The 2,668-nt window shown below is 70.8% G+C and carries 4 protein-coding genes; 3 read left to right on the top strand and 1 reads right to left on the bottom strand.

Annotation, left to right across the window (positions count from 1 at the left end; all coding sequences use genetic code 11):
- Positions 1-61 precede the first annotated feature (61 nt).
- Positions 62-244 (bottom strand): toxin-antitoxin system HicB family antitoxin, encoded by a 183-nt coding sequence (locus GKQ77_RS31325; protein WP_219692498.1) that lies wholly within the window; start codon positions 242-244, stop codon positions 62-64.
- A 142-nt stretch (positions 245-386) separates the two neighbouring features.
- Between GKQ77_RS31325 and GKQ77_RS31320 the strand changes: the two genes are divergently transcribed.
- From GKQ77_RS31320 to GKQ77_RS31310, 3 genes are all read left to right on the top strand, one after another.
- Entirely contained in the window at positions 387-824 is a 438-nt protein-coding gene (locus tag GKQ77_RS31320) for a MarR family winged helix-turn-helix transcriptional regulator (protein WP_219692497.1), read from the top strand.
- 153 nt (positions 825-977) lie between these two features.
- Positions 978-2,342, top strand: a complete 1,365-nt coding sequence (locus GKQ77_RS31315; RefSeq protein ID WP_219692496.1) for an MFS transporter — start codon at positions 978-980, stop codon at positions 2,340-2,342.
- A 42-nt stretch (positions 2,343-2,384) separates the two neighbouring features.
- Positions 2,385-2,668: 2'-5' RNA ligase family protein (locus GKQ77_RS31310; protein ID WP_219692495.1), on the top strand; the 284-nt coding region annotated here is incomplete at its 3' end.

The following is a 2,668-nucleotide window of genomic DNA, read 5'->3' as shown; positions in this document are numbered from 1 at the left end:
GGGTGGGGGCTGGTCGCGCAGTTCCCCGCGCCCCTTCAGGGCGCCCTTCCGGGGCGCCTGCTCACGCCGCTCCGTAGAGCTTCTCCGTCTCCTCGACGGACGTCGCGAAGCGTTCGTCGAAGTCGTCTCGAATGAGCGTCCGGACCACATAGTCCTGGACGCTCATTCCTCTTTTGGCGGCGTGCGTCCGGAGCCGGTCGTGCAGCTCACCGTCTATCCGCAGGCTGAGCACTGTCGATCCCATGCGGGACAGGGTCCCGGCCACTCGCGGGGGACACCCGTCTTTCCGTCGTCCACTCACTCTTACGGGTGACGGATGGGTTTGGTGGTCGAGAGGCGGGGAACCGGGTGGTCCTTAGCTAGGGTAATGAGTTATTCTAACGAACATGCCGGACCTCTCCCATGGTGACGACGCCGTCGCCGTGAACGCCCTGCGCTCCGCCGTGATGCGCCTGTCCCGTCGACTCAAGCACCAGCGTGTCGACGAGTCGCTGAGCCCCACCGAGATGTCGGTGCTCGGCACCCTTGCCCGCTGCGGCCACGCCACTCCGGGCGAGCTGGCCCGCAAGGAGCACGTGCAGCCGCCGTCGATGACCCGCATCGTCGCGCTGCTCGAAGCCAAGGGCCTGGTCCGGCTCGAGCCGCACCCGGAGGACCGCCGCCAGAAGGTGGTCACCTCCACCGAGACCGCCGAGGCCATGCTCGAAGAGAGCCGCCGCAAGCGGAACGCCTGGCTGGCCGGGCTGGTCGAGCACCTGGACGAGGACGAGTGGGCGCGCCTGCGCGCCGCCGCCCCCGTCCTGGAGAAGCTCGCCCACCTGTAGCCCGCCGCGCGGCCCGTAAGCCCGTGACCGACAGCCTTCCGCACCCCGCCCGCCCTTCGTGAGCCAGAGGAAACGCCCCACGCAAGCCAGAGGAAACGACCCACGTACGCCAGAGGACATGACCCTTCGTACGTCAAAGGAGGCGAACCCACTTTGAGTACGGGATCCGGAGCAGACTCCGCCCCCGCACCGACCGCCGTCGACAAGCCCGACCGCCCCCGCAAGTCCTCGATGTTCAGCTCGCTGCGCATCCGCAACTACCGGCTCTTCGCGACCGGTGCCGTCGTCTCGAACACCGGCACCTGGATGGCCCGCATCACCCAGGACTGGCTGGTGCTCAGCCTCACCGGCTCCTCCGCGGCCGTCGGCATCACCACGGCCATGCAGTTCCTGCCAATGCTGCTTTTCGGCCTCTACGGCGGCGTGATCGCCGACCGCTTCGCCAAGCGGAACCTGCTCTTCTGCACGCAGGGCGCGATGAGCGTCAGCGGCCTCTTCCTCGCCGCGCTCACCCTCAGCGGACACGTCCAGGTCTGGCACGTCTATGTCGCGGCCTTCTTCACCGGTCTCGTCACCGTCGTCGACAACCCGACGCGGCAGTCCTTCGTCTCCGAGATGGTCGGCCCCGACCAGGTCCGCAACGCGGTCTCGCTGAACTCGGCGAACTTCCAGTCCGCCCGCCTCATCGGCCCCGCCGTGGCGAGCGTGCTGACCGCGGCCGTCGGTCCCGGCTGGGCGTTCCTCGCCAACGGCCTGTCCTTCCTCGCGCCGCTCACCGGTCTGCTCCTGATGCGCACCGACGAGCTGCACGCCACCCCGCGCAAGCCGCGCGGCAAGGGGCAGCTGCGGGAAGGCCTGAACTACGTCTCCAAGCACCCCGAGCTGATCTGGCCGATCGTCCTCGTCGGCTTCGTCGGCACCTTCGGCTTCAACTTCCCCATCTGGCTGAGCGCCTTCGCCGACGACGTCTTCCACGGCGGCGTCGGGATGTACGGGCTCTTCAACACCCTGATGGCCCTCGGCTCGCTGGCCGGTGCGCTCCTCGCGGCCCGCCGCGGCACCTCGCGGCTGCGGCTGCTCGCCGGGGCGGCGCTCGCCTTCAGCGTGCTCCAGATCGTGGCGGCCTTCGCGCCCGAGCTGTGGATGTTCGTCGCGCTGATCGTGCCCATCGGCATCCTCGGCCTGACGGTGAACGTCACCGCCAACTCCTCGGTCCAGATGGCCACCGACCCCGAGATGCGGGGCCGCGTCATGTCCCTGTTCATGATGGTCTTCACCGGCGGTACGCCGCTGGGCGGGCCGCTCTTCGGCTGGCTCGCGGACGCCTATGGCGTACGGATCAGCATGGCCGTCGGCGGCCTGGTCTGCGCGCTCGCCGCGGTCGGCGTGGGCCTGATGCTGGCCCGCGCGGCGAACCTGCGGCTGAAGGTCGACCTGCGCCGAGGCCGGCAGCACGTGCGGTTCGTGCCGCGGGAACGGGAACGGGAGCGGGAGCGGGAGCTGGCGACCGTGGCCTGACGCGTCCGCGTAGGTTCCCGCCGGGGCGGCTAGCGTCGCCCCATGAGACTCTTCGCGGCCGTGCTGCCGCCGGACGCCGTCGTCGCCGAACTCGCGGCGGCGGCATCCGGGCTGCGGGCGCTCCCTGGCGCCGACGCCCTGCGCTGGGCGCCCCGCGACAGCTGGCACTTCACGCTGGCCTTCATGGCCGAGGTGCCGCAGGAGACCGTGCCGGACCTCACCGCCCGCCTGGCGCGGGCCGCGCACCGCACCCCGCCCTTCCCGCTCGCCCTGCGCGGCGGCGGGCGCTTCGGGGAGCGGGTGCTGTGGGCGGGGGTCGCGGGGGA

The organism is Streptomyces anatolicus (genome assembly GCF_019400875.1).
Classification (GTDB): Bacteria; Actinomycetota; Actinomycetes; order Streptomycetales; family Streptomycetaceae; genus Streptomyces; species Streptomyces anatolicus.
The sequence above is the reverse complement of the archived record's forward strand: the minus strand, read 5'-3'. Positions and strand labels throughout refer to the sequence as shown.

Coding starts and splice junctions, on each gene's coding strand:
- GKQ77_RS31325 (WP_219692498.1), bottom strand. CDS start 244: ATGGGATCGACAGTGCTCAGCCTGCGGATAGACGGTGAGCTGCACGAC.
- GKQ77_RS31320 (WP_219692497.1), top strand. CDS start 387: ATGCCGGACCTCTCCCATGGTGACGACGCCGTCGCCGTGAACGCCCTG.